Origin of the sequence: Vibrio sp. MEBiC08052 (assembly GCF_001506075.1) — a bacterium.
Lineage (GTDB): Bacteria > Pseudomonadota > Gammaproteobacteria > Enterobacterales > Vibrionaceae > Vibrio.
In genome coordinates, this window is the sequence record NZ_KQ947476.1 from 285,217 (window position 1) to 304,233 (window position 19,017).

At 46.3% G+C, this 19,017-nt stretch carries 20 protein-coding genes; 5 read left to right on the forward strand and 15 right to left on the reverse strand.

The annotated features are described in order from the left end of the window. Positions 1-163: 163 nt before the first annotated feature. Positions 164-352 carry a hypothetical protein gene (locus tag VRK_RS21160; protein WP_157372029.1) on the reverse strand — a complete coding sequence of 63 codons (189 nt, stop codon included), beginning with the start codon at positions 350-352 and terminating at the stop codon, positions 164-166. 638 nt (positions 353-990) lie between these two features. Here VRK_RS21160 and VRK_RS18710 point away from each other — a divergent pair. After that, positions 991-2,037, forward strand: coding sequence for a hypothetical protein (locus tag VRK_RS18710; RefSeq protein ID WP_157372031.1), 1,047 nt, complete (start codon positions 991-993; stop codon positions 2,035-2,037). Positions 2,038-2,243: 206 nt separating this feature from the next. On the opposite strand, the gene VRK_RS18715 is transcribed toward VRK_RS18710, so the two are convergent. Then, positions 2,244-2,597 (reverse strand): YijD family membrane protein, encoded by a 354-nt coding sequence (locus VRK_RS18715; RefSeq protein WP_059123018.1) that lies wholly within the window; start codon positions 2,595-2,597, stop codon positions 2,244-2,246. After that, complete coding sequence (gene fabR, locus VRK_RS18720) at positions 2,597-3,226, reverse strand: HTH-type transcriptional repressor FabR (protein ID WP_059123019.1); 630 nt, start codon at positions 3,224-3,226, stop codon at positions 2,597-2,599. The genes VRK_RS18715 and fabR overlap by 1 nt, the downstream gene beginning before the upstream one ends. A 225-nt stretch (positions 3,227-3,451) precedes the next feature. Between fabR and sthA the strand changes: the two genes are divergently transcribed. Then, positions 3,452-4,852, forward strand: coding sequence for a Si-specific NAD(P)(+) transhydrogenase (gene sthA, locus VRK_RS18725; RefSeq protein ID WP_059123020.1), 1,401 nt, complete (start codon positions 3,452-3,454; stop codon positions 4,850-4,852). Between the two features lie 102 nt (positions 4,853-4,954). On the opposite strand, the gene VRK_RS18730 is transcribed toward sthA, so the two are convergent. The 3 genes from VRK_RS18730 to VRK_RS18740 form a co-directional block, all read right to left on the reverse strand. Beyond that, complete coding sequence (locus tag VRK_RS18730) at positions 4,955-5,773, reverse strand: class I SAM-dependent methyltransferase (RefSeq protein WP_059123021.1); 819 nt, start codon at positions 5,771-5,773, stop codon at positions 4,955-4,957. 106 nt (positions 5,774-5,879) lie between these two features. Further along, a complete protein-coding gene (lexA, locus tag VRK_RS18735) occupies positions 5,880-6,503 on the reverse strand; it encodes a transcriptional repressor LexA (RefSeq protein WP_059123022.1) in 624 nt (207 codons plus the stop codon). A 92-nt stretch (positions 6,504-6,595) separates the two neighbouring features. Then, positions 6,596-6,958, reverse strand: coding sequence for a diacylglycerol kinase (locus VRK_RS18740; protein ID WP_059123023.1), 363 nt, complete (start codon positions 6,956-6,958; stop codon positions 6,596-6,598). A 227-nt stretch (positions 6,959-7,185) separates the two neighbouring features. Here VRK_RS18740 and plsB point away from each other — a divergent pair, with 227 nt between their 5' ends. Further along, positions 7,186-9,609, forward strand: coding sequence for a glycerol-3-phosphate 1-O-acyltransferase PlsB (gene plsB / locus VRK_RS18745; protein WP_059123024.1), 2,424 nt, complete (start codon positions 7,186-7,188; stop codon positions 9,607-9,609). 81 nt (positions 9,610-9,690) lie between these two features. Here the strand turns inward: plsB and ubiA are convergent, their stop codons facing one another. Both ubiA and VRK_RS18755 read right to left on the reverse strand, forming a co-directional pair. Further along, positions 9,691-10,551 (reverse strand): 4-hydroxybenzoate octaprenyltransferase, encoded by an 861-nt coding sequence (gene ubiA / locus VRK_RS18750; RefSeq protein WP_059123025.1) that lies wholly within the window; start codon positions 10,549-10,551, stop codon positions 9,691-9,693. Beyond that, the gene (locus VRK_RS18755; protein WP_059123026.1) at positions 10,548-11,093 is read right to left on the reverse strand and encodes a chorismate lyase; all 546 of its coding nucleotides are present in this window, start codon (positions 11,091-11,093) and stop codon (positions 10,548-10,550) included. Before VRK_RS18755 ends, ubiA begins: the two co-directional genes overlap by 4 nt. A 166-nt stretch (positions 11,094-11,259) precedes the next feature. Here VRK_RS18755 and VRK_RS18760 point away from each other — a divergent pair, with 166 nt between their 5' ends. Next, positions 11,260-11,670, forward strand: a complete 411-nt coding sequence (locus VRK_RS18760; RefSeq protein WP_059123027.1) for a flagellar basal body-associated protein FliL — start codon at positions 11,260-11,262, stop codon at positions 11,668-11,670. Positions 11,671-11,750: 80 nt separating this feature from the next. On the opposite strand, the gene glpG is transcribed toward VRK_RS18760, so the two are convergent. The 6 genes from glpG to ftsY all read right to left on the reverse strand — a co-directional run bounded on the left by glpG (position 11,751) and on the right by ftsY (position 17,424). Next, the gene (gene glpG / locus VRK_RS18765; protein ID WP_059123028.1) at positions 11,751-12,587 is read right to left on the reverse strand and encodes a rhomboid family intramembrane serine protease GlpG; all 837 of its coding nucleotides are present in this window, start codon (positions 12,585-12,587) and stop codon (positions 11,751-11,753) included. 88 nt (positions 12,588-12,675) lie between these two features. Further along, the gene (gene glpE, locus VRK_RS18770) at positions 12,676-12,996 is read right to left on the reverse strand and encodes a thiosulfate sulfurtransferase GlpE (protein WP_059123029.1); all 321 of its coding nucleotides are present in this window, start codon (positions 12,994-12,996) and stop codon (positions 12,676-12,678) included. 414 nt (positions 12,997-13,410) lie between these two features. Next, positions 13,411-14,265, reverse strand: coding sequence for an RNA polymerase sigma factor RpoH (gene rpoH / locus VRK_RS18775; protein WP_059123030.1), 855 nt, complete (start codon positions 14,263-14,265; stop codon positions 13,411-13,413). Positions 14,266-14,441: 176 nt separating this feature from the next. Further along, positions 14,442-15,425, reverse strand: a complete 984-nt coding sequence (gene ftsX, locus VRK_RS18780; RefSeq protein WP_059123031.1) for a permease-like cell division protein FtsX — start codon at positions 15,423-15,425, stop codon at positions 14,442-14,444. After that, entirely contained in the window at positions 15,415-16,089 is a 675-nt protein-coding gene (gene ftsE, locus VRK_RS18785) for a cell division ATP-binding protein FtsE (RefSeq protein WP_059123032.1), read from the reverse strand. Before ftsE ends, ftsX begins: the two co-directional genes overlap by 11 nt. Positions 16,090-16,194: 105 nt before the next feature. After that, positions 16,195-17,424 carry a signal recognition particle-docking protein FtsY gene (gene ftsY / locus VRK_RS18790; protein WP_059123033.1) on the reverse strand — a complete coding sequence of 410 codons (1,230 nt, stop codon included), beginning with the start codon at positions 17,422-17,424 and terminating at the stop codon, positions 16,195-16,197. Between the two features lie 243 nt (positions 17,425-17,667). On the opposite strand from ftsY, the gene rsmD reads away from it, so the two are divergent. Beyond that, positions 17,668-18,270, forward strand: a complete 603-nt coding sequence (rsmD, locus tag VRK_RS18795) for a 16S rRNA (guanine(966)-N(2))-methyltransferase RsmD (RefSeq protein ID WP_059123034.1) — start codon at positions 17,668-17,670, stop codon at positions 18,268-18,270. A 32-nt stretch (positions 18,271-18,302) separates the two neighbouring features. Here the strand turns inward: rsmD and VRK_RS18800 are convergent, their stop codons facing one another. Continuing rightward, complete coding sequence (locus VRK_RS18800) at positions 18,303-18,890, reverse strand: YhgN family NAAT transporter (protein WP_059123035.1); 588 nt, start codon at positions 18,888-18,890, stop codon at positions 18,303-18,305. Positions 18,891-19,017: the final 127 nt, after the last annotated feature.

Here is a 19,017-nt window from a genome sequence, read left to right on the forward strand (position 1 = left end):
GCGCTACTGGCGGGATATGTCTGATGACGCCTACGCAGAGGCGATCACACAAATTGAGGCCAAACAGAGCAAGATGTCGGAAACCGGCCGGGAAATTGATATTTTTGCCAAAGCATCATGAATATAGAAAAAGAGGGATCAGCAATCTGATCCCCTTTCTCCATTAAATCCCTTCGACGTCTTCTTTAATCAAATTCAGCTCATCAAACGTAATCAGATTATTGAGAAATAGCAGAATTTCACGCAATTCATTTTGGTCAACGGAAGGTGCGGTGCTGGTGGCAAGGAAATCAATCAGATAACCGCGAGCGGTCAGGTGTAAATCAAGATGAGTGGTTGAATTTGGCATCATGGCCTCCTGTAGCGTTTCAAAAATCACCACCAGAGGTTCGAATCTCAGAGGTGGTGAACTGGGAGGGTTCGAACTACCGCACCACAGGTTGCAGCCTGACTGAGTCAGCCCAACCCAGCTCACCATAATCGGAGTGAGTAAAGGCTACACACAACGGCTCATCAATACAATATGAGTCACTTGTGTATCTGTGGTTTGCAACAGGGTTCGAATCCCGACACCGTTTTTTAGCGGTGCAGATGGAGCTTAAGCAGTATCTGATTTGTTGACGAGTGGCAGCGCGGCAAAGCGCGAGAGAGTTGGTGAAATCTCATACTTTTCTAATACTTAGTTCGACATTATTTTGCGAGTAATTTCACAGTGTGTTCTTTTATATATCAATCTATCAAGAACAATGCAGGGATTTCATTATAATCGCCCTCTCCTAGTCAAGTGAGCCTGTTAATATCGTCAGCCTGCGTTAAATCGGTATTCACACCACGTGCGTATTGATAGCTCATATTTAAATCGTCTTATCAAGTCAACGGAAGCCATCACGTATGTTCTTTTACACCAACGTCCAGAGAGCCATTAAACTCATTGATAAACATGCAGTGCTTTACTCGCATGCTAAATTTCCCGGATGGGAGATCTCGTATGTGTGTATCGAAAATCATGGCCTTGTCGAGACCGTTGATGCTTACGCGATCGTGACATTAAAAAATGGACGGGTTATTTATGTGCCATTTGAAGATGTCGGCCAAGTCAGACTGCCCAATGACGATGAACTTCTCGGTTATGATATTCGTTTCCTCACTCCTGAACAGATGGCGGCCGCTGTTGATAAAAAGCGTCAGCTTGAATTCATTGTTGCTGTATGTCTGTTCCTCGGTTTTATTGCAGCGATACAGGCGATCTCCTGGAAGCGCCAACAGGATGAGCTGGCCATTCAGAATGCCATGCAAACCATGAACAATATGCATCATCAAAAACGACAGGAAGCATACAACCTCTTAAAGCAAGCCGAAGCAACACTCGAACAAAGAGAAAAAGATTTAGGGTCATTTTACGTCTATACCAATGCCAAAATGCCACTGAATGGCTATATGATCCCGAATCAGTACGGTTTCTCCAGCTATGTCAGTGAGATTCAGGACTATCTGGAGCACCCCAGTTTTCGCAACGCTGACAGGGACTATGTTCAAAATGGTATGAATCCCATCTCTCTCTTTTTGAGCCACGAGAACACACAAGGCTACCGGGTTGGTATCTATATTGAAACGATGGATTATTACATTAATCAGTCCATTTATTACCCCGGTGACAAGCATCAGAAAGATTCCTCACTGTGGATCACTAAAATTCAACCGGTCACTGAAGCGGAGCGTGCAGAGTTCTTAGCAAGAAACCCCAACCTGACGCAAGAAGATCTCAAACAATACCAACTGGATAAAAGTCATTTCAGTCGCAGTTTTATTCTGAGCCAAGCGCTGCTCAATGGCGGTAAGATGAACCAAGAGGCGTACATGCTGACCTCAGAAAATTTTGCCGGCAAGGAGCGGTTATTTTTTATCTCATCGAAGAGCACCCACCTGACCACTGAGCAACAAGATCAGTTGATTGAAAAATTTATTCAACGTTATGATTTCAAAAGAAGTGACTTTAAAGATTATGCATGGCGCAAAGTTTCGGTGATTGAAGAATAAGAGGAACGCAACTCTCGCAGCAGACTCACAATCTCCGGCACACACGCCAACGATAGAATGATGAAAAAGGTCGTTTCACCAACAACAAAGCCGGTCAGTTCACTGACCGGCTTTTACTATGCAGTGTAGCGCTTGTTGAGCAAACAATTGAGTTGTGTTTGCACGCTGCGGCTTGTCGCACGGACAACCCGCATCAGCACAGGAGGTTAATGCTTCCCCCAATACCCCATTTTGCGGGCAATCCAGATCATCAGCAGGAGTACCACGACGATCGCGAGAAAGTTCGACCCGGCTTCGGGGTACTGCGCTTTAACAAAGGCGGAGTGGCCGAAAGCACCGACAAAAAAACAGGCTAACCCGACTAGCGGAAAATCTTCTGAAACGGGCTGACGCAGATATTCCTGATAAAGTGCCTGAACCGCCAGAATTAAGGCTATCCAGGGAAAAATAGAAAAAGAGACCTCACTCATCGTCATTGAAGACAAAATGGCATCGCCACAGACGCCGACAATAAAAGCAAGAATCAGGTTCTTGCGTTCTGAAGTATTTTTATCCGACATTAATCAACTCCATCTCTCTGCTGATGTTTACGTGCAATCCGATAACTTGCTGCACCTTTGGCAATCATTCTTAACTGAATAATTAATCGTTCTGCCAGTTCATCCCGTTCGTTCTTATCCAGATCCATCGCTTCAGCACCGGAGCTGAATACCAAGGTCACGGAAGCTTCAGCCTGAGGAGCTGCGATTTCTCGCGCCAACCCGTTGAGGACAAGGTATTCAGTCAGCTCGGCAGCAAAATGCTGAATCTCTCTTGCGACCGCAGCCCGAAATTCGTAGGAGGTTCCTGAGCGTTCTCTCAATAATAGCCGAAATACATTGGGACTGTTTTCGATAAATTCCATGAACGTCTCAACCGAGGTGCGAATCACGCTGCCTTTGGTCGCAATACGCTGGCGTGCCTGACGCATCAGTTGTCGCAGCAATAATCCGCCTTCATCAACCATGGTCAGCCCTAACTCATTCATATCATCGAAATGACGATAAAATGAAGTCGGGGCAATACCGGCTTCTCTGGCGACTTCTCTCAGGCTCAAACTGGAAAAACTCTGTTGTGCGCTCAATTGGCGAAAGGCTGCATCAATTAATGAGCGACGGGTTTTTTCTTTCTGTTGAGCACGGATTCCCATGGCGTACAATTCCTAAATCACAGCTAAAAACGCTCTACTATAACGCGAATTATTGTTTTATCGATAAAACAATATCTCATCCCGCGCAAAATTGTCTATTCAAACTGATTTCATGACTGTATCAGCGATCATTATCACTGATCGCTTGGCAGAACAGAGACACCGGCAAATAATCCGTTACAATATGCTCACAAAAAAACCAACGAATATTCATCAGGAAGTCATATGTCAGAGACTCATCATTTCGATGCGATTGTCATCGGCAGTGGTCCCGGCGGTGAAGGTGCCGCGATGGGGCTGACCAAAGCAGGGCTGAATGTCGCCATCGTTGAAAAAGAGCAAAGTGTCGGTGGCGGATGTACCCATTGGGGGACGATTCCATCAAAAGCCTTAAGACATGCCGTCAGCCGTATCATCGAATTTAACAGCAACCCGCTGTTTTGCCATAACAACACCAGCCTTCACGCCACATTCCCCAATATTCTGTTGCACGCAAAATCTGTGATTGATAAGCAGACTCGGTTACGCCAAGGGTTTTATGATCGCAACAAATGTACCTTACTGTTTGGTGTTGCCCAATTTATCGATAGTCACACCATCGAAGTGCTTCAGCATGATGGCAGCAAAGAGCGTTATACCGCAGATAAGTTTGTCATCGCCACGGGGTCGCGCCCTTATCAACCGCATGATGTCGATTTCAGTCATCCGCGCATCTACGATAGCGACTCGATTCTCAACTTAGAACATGATCCGCGCCATATTCTGATCTATGGTGCCGGGGTGATCGGCTGTGAATATGCGTCGATCTTCCGGGGACTTGGGGTGAAAACCGATCTAATCAATACCCGTGATCGTCTGCTGTCTTTTCTTGATAATGAAGTCTCCGATGCGCTGTCCTACCATTTCTGGAATAACGGCGTGGTAATTCGCAATGATGAAACTTATCAGCACGTTGAAGGCTGTCAGGATGGGGTGATTGTTCACCTGAAATCCGGTAAGAAAATGAAAGCCGACTGCCTGCTCTATGCCAACGGCAGAACGGGTAACACCGATCGGTTAAATCTCGAAGTGCTCGGATTAGCAGCCGATTCGCGCGGCCAGTTGGCAGTCAACCGCAGTTACCAGACCGAGGTTGAACATATTTATGCCGTCGGTGATGTGATTGGCTACCCTAGCCTCGCCAGCGCCGCTTATGACCAAGGCCGGTTTGTCGCACAAATCATTGCATTCGGTGCGAGTAACAGTCAGCTCATTGAAGATATTCCGACCGGGATATATACCATTCCTGAAATCAGCTCTGTCGGCAAAACCGAGCAGGAGCTGACCAATGCCAAAATCCCTTATGAGGTCGGCCGCTCTTCGTTTAAACATCTGGCGCGCGCGCAAATCGCAGGGACTGATGTGGGGAGTCTGAAGATTCTGTTCCACCGGGAAACCAAGGAGATTCTCGGGATTCACTGCTTTGGTGAACGGGCAGCGGAAATTATTCACATCGGTCAGGCGATCATGGAACAGAAAGGCGCAGCCAATACCATTGAATATTTCGTCAATACGACCTTTAACTATCCGACCATGGCGGAAGCTTATCGGGTTGCAGCGTTGAATGGGTTGAATCGCCTGTTTTAATCGCCAGCCTCTGATGACGCAATGCTTCAGTCGCACTTCGATGCTTTTGTTTCGGGCTTGGTACGGTGTACACAGCCCGGACAAAAGACGAACATCACCATATTACCAATAACAGTGAACCACTACAGGCGTGTAGCGGAATTGGCAGCTCGTCAGGCGACAAACTAAGCGCTGCCAGATTTTCCAACGCCGACAGGGATAGTTTAACGGTGAAAAACTGTGAACTTCTTTAACCCACGGTAAGCAGTTTAATACCGCATTTTTCGGGGCGGCGAAACCATGTTGGTAAGTACCGCATCCCATCCGCTGCCCTAAACGGGTGCCAGTTTTATCGCCGGCAAGCAGCAAACAGGCATGAGCATGAGGAAAAGTCAGCCCGAGCGTTCTGATAAACGCGGCGACATGTTCTGACTGCGTTTCAAGTAATGCATGTTCACACAGAATAAGGATCGGTGCAGACTCTGAAATATGGATATTTTTCAGCCATGACAGCGAGGTGACACTGCCATTGATATGCTGATAACGTTCGCTGGGATGGAATAATCGCTGTCGCCAGATCAAATGCTCAGACACATCGACTTCCAGCCAACGACAAAGGCCATTATCAACGCGATAAAACCGCGTATCCAAACCGGCACCGACGTTAATCACCCAAGCATCCGGATATGTAGAAAGAAATTCCCGAACCTGTTGATCACAGATTTGGGTCAGCGTGACATGTAACAACTGCTTTTGATCAAGGTTACCATCCCAGCAATCGAGAGCTACCTGACAGGATAAACAGGCTTGTGCGGCAATCGGATCATAGATTAAGCCGTTGTCTGCTAAGCTTTCCCGGCTCCTGAACCACAGCGGCTCAACGAGATGTGCGGGAATCTGGTAGTGTTCTCTATGCTTCCGGCAGTAATATGACATTGTCATTATCCTCTCAAGTTAACTTAGATGATAATGAATATCAATTCCATTAGCAAGTTATTGAGAGAGATTCTCAATAACTTACACAGTCAGATGTTTCACCATCCGTCGGTTACATCCAATCGGTATTACGGATAATCCCGACGGCGACCCCTTCAATGGTTAATTCCTGAGAAGTAAGATCGACTTCTATCGGCGTAAACGCTTCATTTTCGGCATGTAACAACACTTTGGTCCCTTGGCGTTCAAGTCGTTTCACCGTGACATCATCTTCGACACGAGCGACCACAACCTGACCATTTCTGACATCCTGCGTTTTATGCACGGCCAGCAAATCGCCATCCATGATGCCGATATTTTTCATACTCTCACCGTAGACGCGCAGCAGAAAATCAGCTTGAGGTCTGAACATGGCCGGATCGACCTGATAGTGTGCTTCGACATGTTCCTGCGCCAAAATCGGCTCTCCCGCCGCAACGCGGCCGATCAGCGGCAAACCTTCTTCGACCGGCTCATTTGCTGAAGCGAGCAGAATACGTATTCCACGAGAGGCGCCCGGAACAATTTCAATCACTTGTTTACGCGCAAGTGCTTTCAAATGTTCTTCAGCCGCATTGGCAGAACGGAACCCCAACTCTTTGGCAATTTCAGCGCGAGTCGGTGGCATTCCGTTATCTTCAATCCGGCTTTTGATCAAATCAAAGACCTGTTGTTGGCGTGGTGTTAAAGGCTTCATAATTCACCTGTCTTTTTATACAGTTAACTGTGAGTATATCCAGTATTCTGATAAATGGAAAGTGAATCTTTCAAACCCAATCTTTGAAACTCTTAGAATACAAAAACATCTACCCATATATAGAGCGACATGAGAATCGAGAGCAACACGGCTGCAGACCCCATATCCTTCGCCTGTCCCGCCAATTGGTGGTGCTCAAGCCCGATGCGATCGACGACAGCTTCAATCGCACTATTCAAGAGCTCAACGATCAGGACCATCAGTAATGAACCAATGAGTAGTAAGCGCTCAATTTGGGTCACATCCGAGAACAAGGCGACAGGTAACAGGACAAGACACATGATCAACTCTTCCCGAAAGGCCGCTTCACCAATGATCGCGGCACGAATGCCCTGATAGGAGTATTTCGCAGCGTTCAATATACGTGTCAGACCTTGAGCTGGTTTTTGTTGCATAGATTTTTCCGATTATTAGGGTGAATAGGTACATCCGGTCAAGCAGGGAGAATCCTATCACGACGATGACCGAGAACTGTAGTAGTACACAAAAATAGTCGTCAATAGTAAAAGGTTGCCCCTGTTTCTGTTATCCTAGACAACATTCCGGCGACTGGGTTCACATACTCGATATCGTGACAATCCTGTCCCTCTTTTGTTATTCATTCTTGAGAGTCCGAGCTTTTATGTCAGTCCGACAATCAGTATCACGTTCACTATTAACTATCCCTGTCTCTGTTTTGACCAAAAGTACGGTTGTCCCGGCCGATCCGATTGCTGATCATCATATTGATCTGGAGAAACCCATTGTCTATGCACTGCCGTTTCAATCGACCGTTGATCTGCTGACTTTGAAACAGCAGACAGAGAAACTAGGACTTCCGGACCCATTCCAACCTTTGGAAATCGATGGTAAAAAACTCACGCGTTATATTTTTATTGCGTCTCGGCCGACGTTGATCCGCAGTGATGAAGATGTGCCTAAAGGCTCCGTGACGCAATTTACTGAGTTGCTCGCGTTACATCAGGCCAACCCTGAGCTGGATATTCAGTTACTGCCAACTTCGGTGCTTTGGGGCAGAAAACCCGGCAAGGAAAATCAGAGTAAAGCTTATCTGGAACCGATGAACGGGCCACAAAAGGCCAAGGCAGTATTGCTGTCCGGCAGAGATTGCTTAGTCCGTTTCAGTCCCGTTGTTTCTTTGCGCTATATGGCAGATAGCCACGGCACGGATGCAGCCATTGCCCATAAAGTTGCGCGGGTTGCCCGGATTCATTTTTCACGCCAGAAACTGGCCGCCTCCGGGCCACAACTGCCGGAGCGTGAAGTCTTGCTGCAACGTCTGATGCACTCACAAGCCATTCGTCATGCCATCAATGACGAAGTGAAAACCAAAAATATTTCGCAGAAAAAAGCACAGAAAGAAGCCCTGAAAATATTGGACGAGATCGCAGCGAACTTCTCCTACTCTCTCGTGCGCAAAAGTGATCGCTTGCTGAAATGGCTCTGGAACCGGATTTATCAGGGAATTAATGTGCATAATGCGGCGCGTGTGCGTCGTCTGGCTCAGGACGGACATGAAATCGTCTATGTTCCCTGCCACCGAAGTCATATGGACTACCTGTTATTGTCCTATGTGCTGTATCACGAAGGGATGGTTCCCCCTCATATTGCTGCGGGTCTGAATCTGAACTTTTTCCCGGCAGGTCCTTTGTTCCGCCGCGGCGGAGCATTCTTTATCCGCCGCAGTTTTAAAGGCAACAAGCTCTATTCGACCATTTTCCGCGAATATCTGGCGGACTTGTTCGCGAAAGGCTACTCCGTTGAGTATTTCAGCGAAGGGGGACGCTCACGCACAGGACGTTTGCTCCCTGCTAAAACCGGGATGCTGGCCATGACGATTCAAGCCATGTTGCGAGGTCTCAACCGACCCGTCACGCTGGTGCCGGTGTACATTGGCTATGAACATGTCATGGAAGTCTCAACCTATGCCAAAGAACTGCGCGGCAAGCAGAAAGAGAAAGAAAATGCCGGTCTGGTGATCAGAACCATTCGTAAACTGAAGAACTTCGGCCAAGGTTATGTCAACTTTGGCGAGCCTATCCTGCTCAATCAGTTTTTGAATGAGGAAGTGCCCGACTGGACCAAAGATATTGATCGAGTCGGCAACAGTCGTCCTCAATGGATCACACCGCTTGTCAATCAGCTGGCAACCAAGATGATGACCCGCATCAATGATGCCGCAGCAGCGAATGCCATGACATTATGTGCGACCGCACTGCTCGCTTCTCGTCAGCGTGCGCTTGCCCGCGAAAACTTGATCAAACAGATCGACTGTTATCTTGATCTGCTGCGCAATGTCCCTTACTCGGAAACAATGACCGTCCCGACCGATAGTGCAGCGTCATTGGTTCGTCATGCGACATCTCTCGATAAGTTTTTGATCGAATCCGATAGTATCGGTGAAATTATCTCACTGGATCGCCACCAATCAATTCTCATGACTTACTATCGCAACAACATTATTCATCTGTTGGCGTTGCCGTCACTGATTGCTCAGATATTGGTGAGTCACCAATCTCTGTCGCTCGATACGCTGCGCAATTATGTGACGCTCATCTATCCGTTCATCCAGCAAGAACTGTTTCTGAGTTATCAACCGGAAGCACTCAATGAACATATTGATGCTTACCTGCGCGAATTGCAGCGTCAGGAATTAATCCAATGTGAAGATGAAACGGTATCAATTAATCCGGCCAGAACACAAGTGCTCATCTTACTCGGCAGAACGATTTCCGAAACTCTACAGCGTTATGCGATTACGTTAAATTTACTGGTCTCGACACCGGATATGGGTAAAAGCGAACTCGAAAAAAATAGTCAGGAAATCGCCCGCCGTCTGGGACGCCTCCATGGGATTAATGCGCCGGAGTTTTTTGATAAAGGCGTATTTACGGCCTTAATGACCACGCTGAAACAACAAGGTTATCTCAATCATGATCAACAACTCTGTGCGGAAAAGTGTCAGCAACTGTCTGAACTGATGTTCACGTTGCTCTATCCTGAAATCCGCCTAACGATCAGAGAAAGTATCTACCTGATTGAGTAAAACAGTTTCGTTTTGATTTATCCGGGCAAAAAGAAACGGCATCAAATGATGCCGTTTCTTTTATCGCGATTCATTCACGGCTCAATTGGACGACATGGAAACCAACAAACCTGCGGCAATCACCATACCGACATAATTGTTGTTCAAGAAAGCGTGTAGACACAGAGTTCGCTGCCGATGTCGAATTAAATGCTGTTGATAAACAAATAATCCGCTCACGATCAGCACACTCCAATAAAATGCTGCACTCAACTGATACATCACACCGACGCCAATCAGCATCAGTAACGTGATCAGTTGAAGAATACCAATAATCAGCTTATCAAAGCGGCCAAACAGAATGGCGGTTGACTTCACGCCGATCTTTAAATCATCTTCCCGATCTGCCATCGCATACTGCGTATCATAAGCAACCGTCCAGACCGAGTTAATCAGAAAAATAAACCAGACCACTCCCGGTAAGCTATTGGACTGTGCCGCCCAGGCCATCGGAATCGCCCAGCTGAAAGCCAGTGCCAGAAAGACTTGAGGTAAATGTGTGTAACGTTTCATGAAAGGATAAACAAACGCCAATACAATCGCCGCAAAAGAGAGCTGGATAGTGAGTTTATTCATCGTCAGCACCAACGCAAACGAGAACAACGACAGAATAAGAAATAAGCCGACCGCCTCTTTCTCAGTCACTAGACCGGCCGGTAAAGGACGCATGTGAGTTCTCTGCACATGCCCGTCAACATGACGATCGGCAAAATCATTAATCACACAGCCGGCAGAACGCATTAAGACAACCCCAAGCGCAAAGACCAGCAGAACATTCAAATCCGGAATACCTTCGGCTGCAAGAATCAATGCCCATAACGTCGGCCATAACAACAGCAAAGAACCAATGGGACGATCCATTCGCATCAATTGCCAGTATGCTTTTGCCTTTGATACAGTCATTCTTTGTTCTCCTTCACATACACGGGGGCGTCCGGTAAAAATAGTTCGGTGACCAGCATAGGTTGATGCGCCATCCATAGCCTTGAGCGACGCGCCCACAATACGCCATCTTCGGTGTCTACTTTTGCGACCTGCAGCTCATCTCGCTGAACATCCTCAGACTGAAAGACAAAATCCCCAAGTGAACTCGCTCCCAATTGAAAGATAGGATTCGACAAGTCACTATTGTCCAGTTGCGGAATCAGCGTGTGACCAATGACCCATGGTGTTTCGTCACCCGACAGTAGCACTTGACGAACCAGACATCGTTGAGACGAACACAATAAGTCTTGTTCTTGCGTCGAGAGCCATGTCATCGCTTCCCAGTCATGCCGGAGCACCTCAACGGATAGCACCTGACAATAGTTTTTCATCAACTGGGAAAGCGATCCCTGTTCTTGTAACCATTGTCTAATCTTTGGCGTCGGAAAATAAAAATTTTCGCATTTTTGCCAGATTATCTGGTTTAATAGCGATAGATAAGGCGAAACTGATTGATGCATACTACTATTTTATGTGAATGCCTTTGTGATTGCATAATATCCTGATTAGGATATTGTTTTGAAGCGAATGTCGAAGGCTGTCAACTTTGTTATCAATGGGTAAACTATTGTAACAAGACTAGAGCGATTCGAATATCATCAACCTTTGTCAGATTATAACATTATTATGCTGAAACGTTATTTAGCCCTCATCATTCTCATGACAGGCATGCTTTCTGTCTCTCTTAGCAACGCAGCTGAAGATTCAGGCGCACCTAAACTTGCCTATTTTACGTTGGAGCCTGATTTAACCACCAATTTCTTTACCAAAGGGAAAGAGCTTGGATACATTCAAGTCCGTATCGAGATTATGGTCGCCAATAATTCGGATCTGCCTCTCATCGAAAAGAATCAGCCACTGATTCGCGATACGGTGGTCGAGCTGATGGGGAAACAGACCGCTGATACGATTCGCTCCCTTGCGGGAAGAGAAGATTTGAGAAAAACATTGGTTAAGAGAATCAATGACTTACTACTGCCGGAGACGGGGCGTCCCATCGTCGCTGATTTGCTATTCACTAAGTATATTTATCAGTAAACGCCTTTTGACAACTGCACGGGGTGCTTGAAAAGAGGCCGTCTACTGACAAGAGACGGCCTGTCCGGAACAAGATTTTCCTACACGTTTGCCGGGGCACGCTTAGATTCATACAGTCCGAGTCCCATGCCGATCAGTAATCCGGCAACGTGAGCACTATTGGCAATTGGCATAAACGGTTGCACAAAAGCAATTACTAACCAGATCAGCATAAAACCGAGTAACGGTTTCTGTATTGATAATCCCAGTTCAGGCCGCTTCCAGCCGAATATCCAAATAAAACCGACCAGCGCATAAACCACACCGGATAATCCGCCAAACCCCGGACCATCACTCCAATACTGTACAATCCCTGAACCGGCTGAGGATAACACCAATAAATTAATCAGTTTCAAGGCACCCAGACGTTTTTCGAGATCGCCCCCCAGATACCACCACCACAACAGGTTAAATATGATATGGAGTACAGAAAAATGCAGAAAAGCCGGCGTGACCCAACGCCAGATTTCCCAAGCTTGACTCTGAGAGGTGGGGAAATGGAGCAGATTGAACATCGTTTGTTGTAATCCAAACATCTGAAGTACGAAAACAGCAATACACAGCAGCATCACCCCCAATGTCATGTAACCGGCTTTGGCGTAAAACAGTTGTAAAACACTCGGAGAGCTGTATCGAAATGAGGTTTTTTGTCTGCCGTCAGTCTCCCAGGATGCCGCACGATATTTCGGATCTTCAGGATGTGCTAAAAACTGCTTCAGTTCGGTTTCTGCTTCATGCAAGTTTTCATCTTTGATTAACCATAAACAGAATGTTGCTTCTGCTTCCGGCATCATCATAATCTCTATATGCTTTAAAGCCATATAGTCAATGAATGCCTGCCCCAAACGAGGATTATCGATCGTAATCAGACGCATCATATCTCTGTCTCTTCTTCGTCGAATAGTGGGAACATTAGATGATTCACAACGTCATATGCTCACATGGTCGTAGAGAGCACTGATATTATCATAACGATGAAATCGGTAAATTCGCCCGATGCCACGCTTCAAAACCACCATCAATACTGTATACCGCTTCAAATCCCTGATTAATCAGATATTGTGCTGCACCCTGACTACTAACCCCGTGATAACACATCACCAGCACCGGGTGATCATAATCAACATCGGTCATAAACTGACTGATCGTATCGTTGGTCAGGTGAAACGCAGATTCAGCATGAGCGACAGCAAATGACTGAGGATCGCGAATATCGACTAACGTTGCCCCCTGCTCTTGCATCATGTTCAGAGCCCTCTGAACATCAATATGTTGAAATTGCTCCATGATTTATCACTCCCGCACTCTATCGGTGAACACTTCTATCCGTGGACACCATTGTAACCTATTCAAGGTCCTATCAGTACAATCGAATCACAAGGGTTATCCACGATTGATTGTTTTTGCGCCATCAGTGGATAAAGCTGTGAATTGTGTTGATAAAGTAGTCAGACTTAAAATGATCCACAATATGTAGTGATGATCTTTATTTTATTGTGTGTAAATCTTTTGATATCCCCAAGCTGAACAATCTGTTCAGCGCTTGCTAATGACGACTCATACACTGAAAGTAAATCATTTAAACACAGACTTATCCACAAGCAGATGTAGGCATCACCGCACTGGTTTGGATCAAAAATAAAAACCGGGATCGCTGGGATCCCGGTTTCTAAATTTGATTTGGCTGAGAAAAATGTCTTTCTACATTTCTCCGACAGCCTCCTTCAGCTTTTTCATGGCATTTTTTTCCAGCTGACGAATACGTTCAGCAGATACACCATAATTATCGGCTAAATCTTGTAACGTCGCTTTGGGCTCATCCAACCAACGAGACCGGACAATATGCTGGCTACGCTCATCCAAGCTCGATATCGCTAACGACAGACGATGATTGGTATGTTGTTCCCAGTTGGTGCTTTCCAGATTTTCAGCAATATCCGAATTTTTATCTTCGAGATAAAGTACCGGTGCTGAAGCTGCATTACCTTCGTCATCATCAGCGGTCATATCGAAGGTTGCATCCTGAGCAGCCAAACGAGATTCCATTTCCCGAACTTCCGACGGTTCAACACCCAACTCTTTCGCCACAGTTTCAACTTCACTATGGTTAAACCAACCTAGGCGCTTTTTCGACTTTCTTAAATTAAAGAACAGTTTGCGTTGCGCTTTCGTCGTTGCAATTTTGACGATGCGCCAGTTACGCAGAACATATTCATGGATTTCAGCCTTAATCCAGTGCACGGCAAAAGAGACCAGACGAACACCAACTTCAGGATTAAAGCGCTTGACTGCTTTCATCAAGCCGATATTGCCTTCCTGAACCAGATCTGCCATCGGCAATCCATAACCGGAATAACCGCGAGCAATATGAACGACGAAACGAAGATGCGACAGAATCAAACCTTTCGCGGCTTCAATTTCACCTTTGTAATGTAGTCGTTCCGCAAGCTCATGTTCTTCTGCTGCGCTCAGCATCGGATAACTATTCACAGATCGGATATAGCTGTCCAGGCTATCTTGTGTCACAACTGCCATTGGATACGTATGGTTTGTCATTCAATTCCTCATCAATTTCTGATTAAGAGTGTACTCAACCTATTATTTTATTATGGGACTCTATCATCTTGTTGCTTACGAGTTAAGCCCAACAGATACAGATAAACAATTTTCTATCGGAAGTCAAGACCATACTGTTACTCGCGACGAATCTCAGGAGATAAGACATATCTTTTCTACACAGGTTCAATTTCTTTCAAATGTCGCTGTGCAGATAACTTGGCCGCGATACAACTGAGTAATGTACCGGCCATCAGGAGTAGCAAAGATTCATCCCAACCTAATCCTAAAAGACGGAACTGACTATCATAGAGAGCGGCCAGCTGACTCACGGCACCATTGAACAATATAGTCAGAAAAGCCGTAAATAACCATGCACTGACTGAACCGAGAAAACCAAACCACATGCCGGAGTACAGATAAGGGCGCAGAATAAACACATCTGTCGCCCCGATAAGTTTCATGGTTTGAATTTCTTCTTTGTTGGCTAAGACATTAAAACGTAACGTATTGCCGACAATCAAGAAAACAGCGGCAAACATCAGTAATGACAAACTCACGACAACCATTGTCGCCAGATGTTTGATCGCATTCAAACGTGTCAGCCAATCTTCGTCAAGGCGTACATCCGTGACATTCTGCTCATGCTGAAGACTCTCGGCTAATTGCTTCACTTCGGATTGATTGGTCACCGCAGGCGTAATCACGATCACCCCGGGTAATGCATAATCATCCAGCAGACTAATCGCTTGTTCAAATCCTGCATGTTGGCTCATCTCGGCCAATCCTTGCTGCGGAGAAATGTATTCCACTTTCTGCACCGACGGACGCACTTCTATTTCGTCTTTCAGTACCATGACCCGGGCTTCCGGCGTGCCTTCGTCAAGATAAACGCTGATTTGCGAAGGGGTGGCAACATGGCTGGCAACCGAAGCAACGTTTTTACTCAGCAGATACAGGCAGGCTGGCATCGTTAAGGCCATCGAGATAACTGCCAATGTCAGTAAGTTCCCCATGGGTCTCTGCTGCCAAAGGGCCAGAAAAGACATCTTCGCTTGCTTGTAATGAATTGCCAGAAAGTGATCGCGGGGGGGGCGCTTTTGTTGTTCTCGTTTTTTCTTTGAATTGGAGGCGCGTTTGTTTTTCGGCTTAGTTGCCATAATCTTCAACCTCGCTTAAGAAACCCTGATTTAACTCGAGATGACGATACATCGGACGGGAATTGACCAGATTAATATCATGCGTGGCAAGGAGTATTGTCACACCTGCACGGTTGAATTCCTCAAACAAGCGAAGAATCCGGTTGGATAAATCAGGATCGAGATTACCGGTTGGTTCATCAGCCAGTAGCAATGTCGGCCGATTCACCACCGCTCTTGCTATTCCGACACGTTGCTGTTCTCCACCGGAAAGCTGACTCGGCAGGCAACGCATTTTATCCAGTAGCCCTGTTTTATCCAAAGCCGCCGAGACTCGTCTTTTGATCTCATTTTCAGAGATAGATTCAATGCGCATCGGCAGTGCCACGTTATCGAAAACACTACGATCCATTAGCAACCGATGCTCTTGAAATACAATGCCGATGTTACGACGTAAAAACGGAATATCCTGATTCGGAATGCGTGTGATATCGTGGCCGTTAAAATGAATCCGCCCGTCAGTCGGCCGTTCGATAGCACAAATCAATTTCAGTAATGTACTTTTCCCGGCACCTGAATGCCCACCAACAAATGCCATTTCCCCACGACGGAGGTGGAATTCGACTTTTTGTAAGGCTTGTCGTCCTCCTCGATAGGCTTTACTCACTTGCTGAAATCTGATCACTCGCTATCCCCTTCCTCAAGCATAATCCATGTTTATTCCGCCTAAATACTGCCTTTGCTACAGTCAGTTTCGCAGTCACCGTCTGAACGATTTATCTCACTGCGGCTACTCATCCCGACTGAACAACGCTTCGATAAACTCTTCAGTTTGGAAAGGACGTAAATCATTAATACCTTCTCCGACACCAATATAGCGAATCGGTATCTTAAACTGATCAGCAATCGCAAAAATCACCCCGCCTTTGGCGGTTCCATCGAGTTTTGTCAGGGTAATCCCCGTAACGGGTGCAACCTCACTGAACAGTTTGGCTTGGCTGATCGCATTCTGGCCGGTGCCGGCATCTAAGGTCAGCATGATTTCATGAGGTGCCGAATCATCAAGCTTCTTCATCACGCGTACAATTTTGCGCAACTCTTCCATCAAGTTACCTTTATTTTGTAATCGTCCGGCCGTATCAGCAATTACGACATCGACACCCCGCGCTTTGGCAGCTTCAATGGTATCGTAAATCACAGAGGCGCTATCGGCACCGGTATGCTGGGCAATTACTGGTACTTGATTTCGCTCTCCCCAGATTTGCAGTTGCTCAACGGCTGCGGCCCGGAACGTATCACCAGCAGCCAGCATGACCTTTTTACCCTGCATCTGATATTGCTTCGCCATCTTACCGATTGTGGTGGTTTTCCCGACTCCATTCACACCGACCATCAGAATTACGTAAGGTTTTTTCTGCTCACCGATGACTAAAGGCTGCTCGACATGAGAGAGAATCTCTCCCATTTCTTCTTTCAGCAAACCATATAATGCTTCACCATCTTTTAACTGTTGGCGATTCGCTTTTTCCGTCAGGTTTTTAATGATCTTGAGCGTGGTATCCATGCCGACATCGGCAACTAACAACTGCTCTTCCAGTTCTTCGAAAAGATCCTCATCGATCTTTTTCCCCTTGAATAAACCAAAAAATCCGGCACCGATGTTTGCTTTGGTCCGGCTCAGGCTTCTTTTTAACCGTGCAAAAAAGCCTTCGGTCGGTTTTTCCTGTTCGGTAACTATCACCGGTTGAGATGCTTCCGGGACAGGATCTACGTGACTGGCTTCACTCGCTTCCTTGGTGTGTTCAGCTTCCACCTCGATTTGACTCTCAGGAAGTTCGACCACTTCATTTTCCGCGTTTTCCGCTGTAGAGACGTCTGCCAGAGACTCGCCTGCTTCAGGGACATCCTCACTCACATCGCTTGCGGTCGATATTTCAGTCGGATCATTTTTTCCATTGGGAGTCTCATCATCACCAAAACCAAGCCATGACAGCAGGCCACGCTTCTTTTTTTCTGTCATCTGGAAATGTCCTAGATTTATTCATCGGTTCAAAACGTTATAATACCAGTTCTACTGATGACGTCATTGGTATCATACTTTTCTCAGAATATTTATATGCTCAAGAAAAGAAAAATGACAAAGCCGTGAAAAATCTAATCTCAGGCTGTTAAACTTCATCATGCTTCAATTCGTACCTTCACCCGTCTGCAACAAAAACAGGCCGGACGGCTATACTAACACTTTATTTTCGGTCAAAAAATCATGGGAAAACATCGTCAGCCAAACCAGTCACAAAAAAAAGACAAATCAGGCTTCATTCGGATTATTAGTGGATTGTGGAAAGGCCGCAAACTGCCGGTTCATGATGCGGAAGGTCTCAGACCCACCACCGACAGAGTCAAGGAAACCCTGTTTAACTGGCTGGCAACCGATATCCCTCAAGCCCGTTGTCTCGATCTGTTTGCCGGCTCAGGGAGTCTGGGCTTCGAGGCTGCATCGCGTCAGGCTGAACACGTGACCCTGATCGAGAAAAACCCAGCCACATTTCAGCAACTCAAGAGAAATCAGCATTCTCTGTCTGCAACGCAGCTCCGAATCATTCAGAGCGATACGCTGCTTTATCTCGCCCAGACGCCACCAGAAAGGCCTTACGATATCGTATTTATCGACCCACCATTCCGACAAGGGTTGTTAGAGGAAACGCTCCGGTTACTGGAGAACAACCAATGGTTACACGAACAGGCGATGATTTATATCGAGAGTGAAAAAGAATGGCCGGTCACAGCCATTCCTGCCTCCTGGCAACTCTACCGGGAAAAAGTTGCCGGACAAGTTTGCTATCGCTTATATCAGAAAGCCCCGTAAAACGGGGCTCCAATGGCGGGTCTTAAACAGACTTAGCCCGCCACATAACTTTTGATACCATCCAAAAACATCTGCGTTGAGACCATCACTAAAAGTAGCCCCATCAAACGTTCGGCGGCCTTCAAACCTCTTTCGCCTAAAATCCGGTGAAAAAAGTCATAGAACATCAAAATAACAGATGTGCCGGTCCATGCCAGAAAAACAGCCAATGCCAATTCAGGTAACTCATTTGGTGACTGTGAAGAAAAAACCAGTAACGATGCGATCAAAGACGGACCGGCAATCATCGGAACAGCCATCGGTACGATAAAGGGTTCTTCACCGGCAGCGAGCCCGGTAATTGAACCGGCACTGGGAAATATCATCTTAATCGCAATGATAAACAGAATCACACCGCCGGATATGCTTAAAGTCTCGGGCGCTACTTTCAGGAAACCGAGAATGTTTTTGCCGGCAAACAGAAAAATCATCAAAATGAGCAGCGCAAAACACAATTCCCGGATTAATACGATACGTCGTCGTTTCGGATCGAGGTGTTTTAATATCGCCAGCACGATAGGGAGGTTACCAAGCGGATCCATAATCAAAAACATCATGGTCGCGACGGAAAAAATTTCCATATTTACATCTCAGACGGTCCAATAAAAAACGAAGTATAACAACCTGCAAGCAAGATTTCGACGTCCGAATCAGCTCGTCGGAGTGCTCTATATTCAAGCACTTCCATTCTCGGAACCACCAAAAGAA

Bases quoted from the DNA above. Each gene is read 5' to 3' on its own strand.
- rpoH (WP_059123030.1), bottom strand. From the start codon at position 14,265: ATGACAAACCATACGTATCCAATGGCAGTTGTGACACAAGATAGCCTG.
- VRK_RS18715 (WP_059123018.1), bottom strand. From the start codon at position 2,597: ATGTCGGATAAAAATACTTCAGAACGCAAGAACCTGATTCTTGCTTTT.
- fabR (WP_059123019.1), bottom strand. From the start codon at position 3,226: ATGGGAATCCGTGCTCAACAGAAAGAAAAAACCCGTCGCTCATTAATT.
- glpG (WP_059123028.1), bottom strand. From the start codon at position 12,587: ATGATGCGTCTGATTACGATCGATAATCCTCGTTTGGGGCAGGCATTC.
- VRK_RS18730 (WP_059123021.1), bottom strand. From the start codon at position 5,773: ATGACAATGTCATATTACTGCCGGAAGCATAGAGAACACTACCAGATT.
- plsB (WP_059123024.1), top strand. From the start codon at position 7,186: ATGTCAGTCCGACAATCAGTATCACGTTCACTATTAACTATCCCTGTC.
- rsmD (WP_059123034.1), top strand. From the start codon at position 17,668: ATGGGAAAACATCGTCAGCCAAACCAGTCACAAAAAAAAGACAAATCA.
- lexA (WP_059123022.1), bottom strand. From the start codon at position 6,503: ATGAAGCCTTTAACACCACGCCAACAACAGGTCTTTGATTTGATCAAA.
- VRK_RS18800 (WP_059123035.1), bottom strand. From the start codon at position 18,890: ATGGAAATTTTTTCCGTCGCGACCATGATGTTTTTGATTATGGATCCG.
- ubiA (WP_059123025.1), bottom strand. From the start codon at position 10,551: ATGACTGTATCAAAGGCAAAAGCATACTGGCAATTGATGCGAATGGAT.
- ftsX (WP_059123031.1), bottom strand. From the start codon at position 15,425: ATGGCAACTAAGCCGAAAAACAAACGCGCCTCCAATTCAAAGAAAAAA.
- glpE (WP_059123029.1), bottom strand. From the start codon at position 12,996: ATGGAGCAATTTCAACATATTGATGTTCAGAGGGCTCTGAACATGATG.
- VRK_RS18760 (WP_059123027.1), top strand. From the start codon at position 11,260: ATGCTGAAACGTTATTTAGCCCTCATCATTCTCATGACAGGCATGCTT.
- ftsY (WP_059123033.1), bottom strand. From the start codon at position 17,424: ATGACAGAAAAAAAGAAGCGTGGCCTGCTGTCATGGCTTGGTTTTGGT.
- sthA (WP_059123020.1), top strand. From the start codon at position 3,452: ATGTCAGAGACTCATCATTTCGATGCGATTGTCATCGGCAGTGGTCCC.
- VRK_RS18740 (WP_059123023.1), bottom strand. From the start codon at position 6,958: ATGCAACAAAAACCAGCTCAAGGTCTGACACGTATATTGAACGCTGCG.
- VRK_RS18755 (WP_059123026.1), bottom strand. From the start codon at position 11,093: ATGCATCAATCAGTTTCGCCTTATCTATCGCTATTAAACCAGATAATC.
- VRK_RS21160 (WP_157372029.1), bottom strand. From the start codon at position 352: ATGATGCCAAATTCAACCACTCATCTTGATTTACACCTGACCGCTCGC.